The sequence below is a fragment of the Nocardiopsis lucentensis DSM 44048 genome (assembly GCF_000341125.1).
GTDB lineage: Bacteria > Actinomycetota > Actinomycetes > Streptosporangiales > Streptosporangiaceae > Nocardiopsis > Nocardiopsis lucentensis.
In genome coordinates this window covers 1-5,154 of the sequence record NZ_ANBC01000044.1, presented here as the reverse complement: position 1 = coordinate 5,154, position 5,154 = coordinate 1, and the positions used below count along the sequence as shown (strand labels likewise).

Sequence of the window (5,154 nt, the reverse complement as noted above, 5' to 3'; positions counted from 1 at the left end):
GCCCCGCCGCAACCTTCCGTGGCCGCTGGCCTTCGCCTACCTGGGGACCTGGGTCGGGCTGACGGTGCTGCGCGAGCGCGACCGGGCGGCGCTGCGGTCGTGGTTCGGCGGCTTCCGCGAGGGGTGGCGCGAGGACGCGGGGCCGCGCACGCCGATCCGGTGGTCGACCGCCTGGCGGATGACGCGCGCGGGGCGCCCGCCGGTCATCTGAGGCCGGACCGGGAGCCCGACGGCGCCCCGTCCGCGGGCCGTGCCATCGTGGGGCCACGACACCGGGCGCGGTGCCGACATGACGGTGGAGGGGGCGGTTTCGATGGTGGTGCTCACGGCGATCTGCTTCGTCGCGGTGGTCATCACCGCGTTGTCGGCGCTCATGACCTTCTTCGTGGTGCGCAACCTCCGGGCTCCCCTGCCCAGGGAGCCGGTCGAGCCTCGCCGTCCGTACCCGTTCCGCCACGGTCCGCCTCCGGAGGGATGACGGCGCGGCGGCTCCGGGTGTTCGGGTCCGGGACCGAGGCGTCCTGACGGGGCCCGGTTCCGAGGTCGGCCGACGAGGGGGCCGGGCGTCCTTCCCGGCGTCCGGCCCCCGTCGCTCTCGCGATCAGACCTCGGTGACGACGTCCTCGTAGTCCAGGCGCGGAAGGCGGTCGAACCACGCGTCCGGGCCGGGCTTGCCGACGTTCATCACCACGACGGGGCGCAGCGGCGAGTCCTCGCCGAAGAACTCCCTGCGCACGCCCTCGGCGTCGAACCCGACCATCGGCCCAGCGGCCAGACCGGCGGCGCGCACGCCGATGATCAGGTACGCGGCCTGGAGGAAGGCGTTCTGCTCCGCGATCCTCGCCCGGCTCTCGTCGTCGCCGGTGAACATGTCCCGGGCGCCCGGCAGCACCGGGAAGACGTTGGGCAGCCGGTCGTGGAAGTCGGTGTCCGCGGACAGGATGAGGGACAGCGGTGCGGTGGAGGTCTTGGGGGCGTTGTTGCCCGCCATGTGCTTGACCAGGCGCTCGCGGGCTTCGGGGGAGCGCACGGCGGTGACCCGCAGGGGCTGGTTGTTCATCGCGGTCGGGCCGAACTTGACGAGGTCGTGGATGGCGCGGACCTGCTCGTCGGTCACGGGCTCGTCGGTGAAGGTGTTGGCGGTGCGGGCGGACCGGAACAGCAGGTCCTGGGTCGCCTTGTCGAGAACCAGCGCCTCGTTCATGTCATAACCTCTGTCGTGCTCTGCGGGCGTCGCCGGTGTGGCCACCGGAACGGTCTTTCGGGAGCACCAACATTGTTATCCAGGAAGATATTTCCTGTGCGACTAAATGTGGTCGCGGTCACTCGCTCGGCGCGAGACGGCGTCGGACCCGCTGCCTCGGGACCTCCGGCACGTCAGGGGTGGAGGCGTCCGCCCACTCCTCCAGTCGCTTGACGAACATCCGCGCCTGGACCGGCCAGTGGTAGGAGGTCCGCGCGATCTCGTGTCCCGTGCGCGCCATCCGCCGCCGCAGGTCCGCGTCCCGGCGCAGCCGCAGCACGGCCTCCGTCGCCGCGTCCACGTCGCCGAACGGTACCACCAGGCCCGCGTCGCCCTCGGGGCGCCCCGTGACCAGGTCCTTCGCCATCGGGTTGGCGGTCGTCACCACCGGTAGGCCGTGCGCCATGTACTCCACGACCTTCGTCGGCATCGAGTGCCGGTAGTTCGGTGTGTCGTGCAGCAGGCTCACTCCGGCCGTCGCCCCCGCGCAGATCCGTAGCGCCCGGTCGTTGGGCACGAACCCGTACCACTGGAGGTCGCCGTCCTGCTGGGCCTGGCGCAGCAGCGGCCGCACACCCGCGTCCGCGCCGCCGATCACCTCCAGCCGGACGCCTCGGGGGCGCAGCCTTCGTCCCAGTTCGACCAGCTCGTGCGCTCCGCGCGCCACCGAGACGTGCCCCAGGTACACCACCCGGTCGTCGCCCGGTTCCCGCGCGGGCTCCACCGGTACCTCGGTCGTGTTGGGCACGACAGGGTGGTCGTACCGGAACCGCGACCGGTACCCCTCCTCGGCCAGGAGCAGCCGCATCCGGCGCTCGGCCCGCCGTTCGAAGGCGCGGACCACCGCGCCGAGCGGTCGGCGCACCGGCCCAGGCACCCACGGCTTGGTCAGGATGGCCGCCGCGGTGTCCTCATGCACGTCCCACACCGTCGCGGGGCGCCGCGAGGGCAGCGCCAGCATGAGTTCGGGATCGTGGAAGAGCAGGAGGTCAGCGCGGGGCGCGTGCTCGGCGAGTACCGTGCGCGCCGCGCGCAGGGCCGTCAGCCGCTCACGGCCGACCGCCCGGGGCACGTCGACCGAGTCGACCTCGCCCCACGGTGTGACGCCGCACTCCCGGAATGGGGCGACGTAGGTCACATGGTGTCCCGCGTCGAGGAGGGCGCGGATCTGCCGGTGCAGGATCCGGGCGTCCTCGGGATGGTGGACCACCGTGGCCACGAGTGCGTGCATCGAACATCACCTACGAGTGTCACCGGTCGGGTCCGTCTACAGCGATGATCCGCCTCACATGCGCGGTACCAGCTGTCCGACACGGTAATCACCAGCGGAAACGGTGCGAATAAACCACGGTGGACACACGGGGGTAAACGGGTGAACCTTGCATGGTCCGAAGATGAACGACAAGGGGCACGCCGATGAACCGCGGTGGGTTCGTGGTCGACGTGCCCCTCGGGCGGACCCCGGTGCGCTCAGAGCACCCGCAGCCCCTCGCGCTCGACGGACCGGCGGGCCTGCGCGGGCACCTCGGTGTCGGCCTCGGGTTCCGAGCGCCGGAGCACGCCCCGGGTGTCCAGCAGCAGCCGCGCGTACTCCGACAACCGCTTGGGCCGGTACTCGCCGTGGTCGGTCAACAGGATGGTCAGGTCGGCCTCGGCCAGTGCCTGGTCCAGGTCGGTGGCCCGGGGGATGTCCGCTCCATCGACCTCCCACGCCTCCACGTGCGGGTCGTGGTAGGTCAGCGTGGCGCCCTTGGCCGCGAGCTTGCGGGCCACCGGACGCGCCGGGGACTCTCGCTGGTCGGCGATGTCGGCCTTGTAGGTGACGCCCAGCAGTAGCACCTTCGACCGGGACAGCGCCAGCCCCGACTCGTTGAGCAGCTCCTGCGCCCGCTGGGTGACGTAGGAGGGCATCCGGCCGTTGATCTCCTGGGCCAGCTCCACGAATCGGAACGGGTAGCCCAGCGTCTTGACCTTGTACGACAGGTAGTTCGGGTCGATCGGGATGCAGTGGCCGCCCACACCCGGCCCCGGGTAGAAGGCCTGGAAGCCGAACGGCTTGGTCGAGGCCGCGGCGATGGCGTCCCACAGGTCCACGCCCAGCTCCTGGCAGAAGATGGCCATCTCGTTGACCAAGGCGATGTTGACGTGCCGGTAGGTGTTCTCCAGCAGCTTGGCCATCTCCGCCTCGCGCGTGCCGCGCGCCCGGACGACGGTCTCCACGAAGCGCCCGTAGAACTCCGCCGCGGCCGCCCCGCACTCCTCGGTGAGGCCGCCGACCACCTTGGGGGTGTTGGCCACGCCGAAGGTCGGGTTGCCCGGGTCGATCCGCTCGGGCGAGAAGGCCAGGTGGAAGTCGGCTCCGGCGACCAGGCCGGACTCCTCCAGCAACGGCCGGACGACCTCCTCGGTGGTGCCCGGGTAGGTGGTCGACTCGAGGATGACCAGGGTCCCCGGCGTCAGGTGCGTGGCGATGGACGTGGCCGCGGAGGTGACCGCGCCCAGGTCGGGGCCGCCCTCGGGGGAGAGCGGGGTCGGCACGCAGATGACGATCACCCGTGTCCGGGCCAGGCACGAGGCGTCCGTGGTCGCGGTGAACCCGCCGTCGCGCATCGCCGCGACGTCCTCGTCGGCGAGGTCGTCCACGTGCGACACGCCGCCGTTGAGTCCGGCGACGACGCCCTCGTTCACGTCGAGGCCGACCCCCCGCAACCCGGCGGACACGGCTTCGGCCGCCAGGGGCAGGCCGACGTAGCCGAGGCCCAGGATGACGAGGTCGCTGGTTCCGCCGGAGGACTGCTCGGGAATGGAGACTGGGTTGGAGGCTGCGGCATCCACTTCGCGGTCACACTCGCATTCGTTGGGTGAACGGGCGCACTGTTTCGGGGACAGCCTGGGGAGGGAAGGTGGGGCATCCGAGTGTAGGCAGATGTCGTTCCCGGTTACGGGATCTGGCCTGGTTCGGACAATTTCCGGATAAGAGCCCGGTACGCCCGGTTGTAGCGGTATGCGGCTTCCGCCCAGGTCCGATCGGTGCCGACGCGGTTCCGGCCAGCGAGACCGTACGAAACGCGCTTTTCCTGACTGTAAGCGAGTTTTGTCAGCACATCGGCGAGCCCCGCCGATTCGCCAGCCGGAATTAACTCACCAGTCACTCCCGGTTCCACAATCTCTTGCAACGCAGGCAACTCACTCGCCACAACGGGAAGTCCTCCGGCCATAGCCTCCACGGGTTTGAGCGGTGTCACCAGACGACACACCCGGTCGTCCCGACGCGGCACCACGAACACGTCCAGCGCCGCGTGGTACCGGCGTACGTCCCCCGCGGGCACGCGCCCGGGGAAGTGCGCCGCCCCCTCCAGCCCCGCCGCCTCGGCGCGGGCGCGCAGCGCGGGCAGCTCCGGCCCGTCACCGACCACCAGGGCGTGCGCCCCCTCCCCGCGCTCCCGCATCAGCGCCACCGCGTCCAACAGGACGTCCAGGCCCTCGTAACCGAAACAGCTGGTCGTCGTGCCGACCACGTACTCGTTCGCGCCGATCCCCAGCGCCTCGCGCACCTCCTCGCGCGGTGGAAGCGGATCGAGGAAGGACGCGTCCACCGCGTTGGGTACCACCAGCAGTCGCTCGCGCGGCACCCCCCGGGCCTCGATATCCGCGCGCATCGTCTCGCCCAGCGTCACCACCAGGTCGGCGGCCAGCATGCACTCCGTCTCGCTCGCCCGTTCGGCCCGGTAGAAGGCGTCCGACACGCTCCGCGACGGATCTCGCGAGAGCCAGGACTCCTCCAGGAAGCCGCGTACCTCGTACACCACCGGCAGTCCGTACCTGCGGCCCAACTCCAGCGCCAACCGCGCGTTGTGGTGGTTGCTCGCCGCGTGCAGCACGTTCGGCCGCAACGCCTCCACCAGCGGCTC

At 71.0% G+C, this 5,154-nt stretch carries 5 protein-coding genes and 1 pseudogene; 2 read left to right on the top strand and 4 right to left on the bottom strand.

Features of this window, described 5'->3' with window-relative positions:
• Positions 1-211, top strand: a pseudogene (locus D471_RS0101250) (glycosyltransferase family 2 protein); the annotation flags it as partial.
• A 102-nt stretch (positions 212-313) separates the two neighbouring features.
• Positions 314-478 (top strand): hypothetical protein, encoded by a 165-nt coding sequence (locus tag D471_RS39925; RefSeq protein ID WP_017596942.1) that lies wholly within the window; start codon positions 314-316, stop codon positions 476-478.
• 123 nt (positions 479-601) lie between these two features.
• On the opposite strand, the gene D471_RS0101240 is transcribed toward D471_RS39925, so the two are convergent.
• From D471_RS0101240 to D471_RS32505, 4 genes are all read right to left on the bottom strand, one after another.
• Complete coding sequence (locus tag D471_RS0101240; protein WP_017596941.1) at positions 602-1,204, bottom strand: malonic semialdehyde reductase; 603 nt, start codon at positions 1,202-1,204, stop codon at positions 602-604.
• Positions 1,205-1,322: 118 nt separating this feature from the next.
• The gene (locus tag D471_RS0101235; RefSeq protein WP_017596940.1) at positions 1,323-2,474 is read right to left on the bottom strand and encodes a glycosyltransferase; all 1,152 of its coding nucleotides are present in this window, start codon (positions 2,472-2,474) and stop codon (positions 1,323-1,325) included.
• Between the two features lie 239 nt (positions 2,475-2,713).
• On the bottom strand, positions 2,714-4,078 hold the full coding sequence (locus tag D471_RS0101230) for a nucleotide sugar dehydrogenase (protein ID WP_017596939.1): 1,365 nt from the start codon (positions 4,076-4,078) through the stop codon (positions 2,714-2,716).
• 104 nt (positions 4,079-4,182) lie between these two features.
• Positions 4,183-5,154: glycosyltransferase family 4 protein (locus D471_RS32505; RefSeq protein ID WP_017596938.1), on the bottom strand; the 972-nt coding region annotated here is incomplete at its 5' end.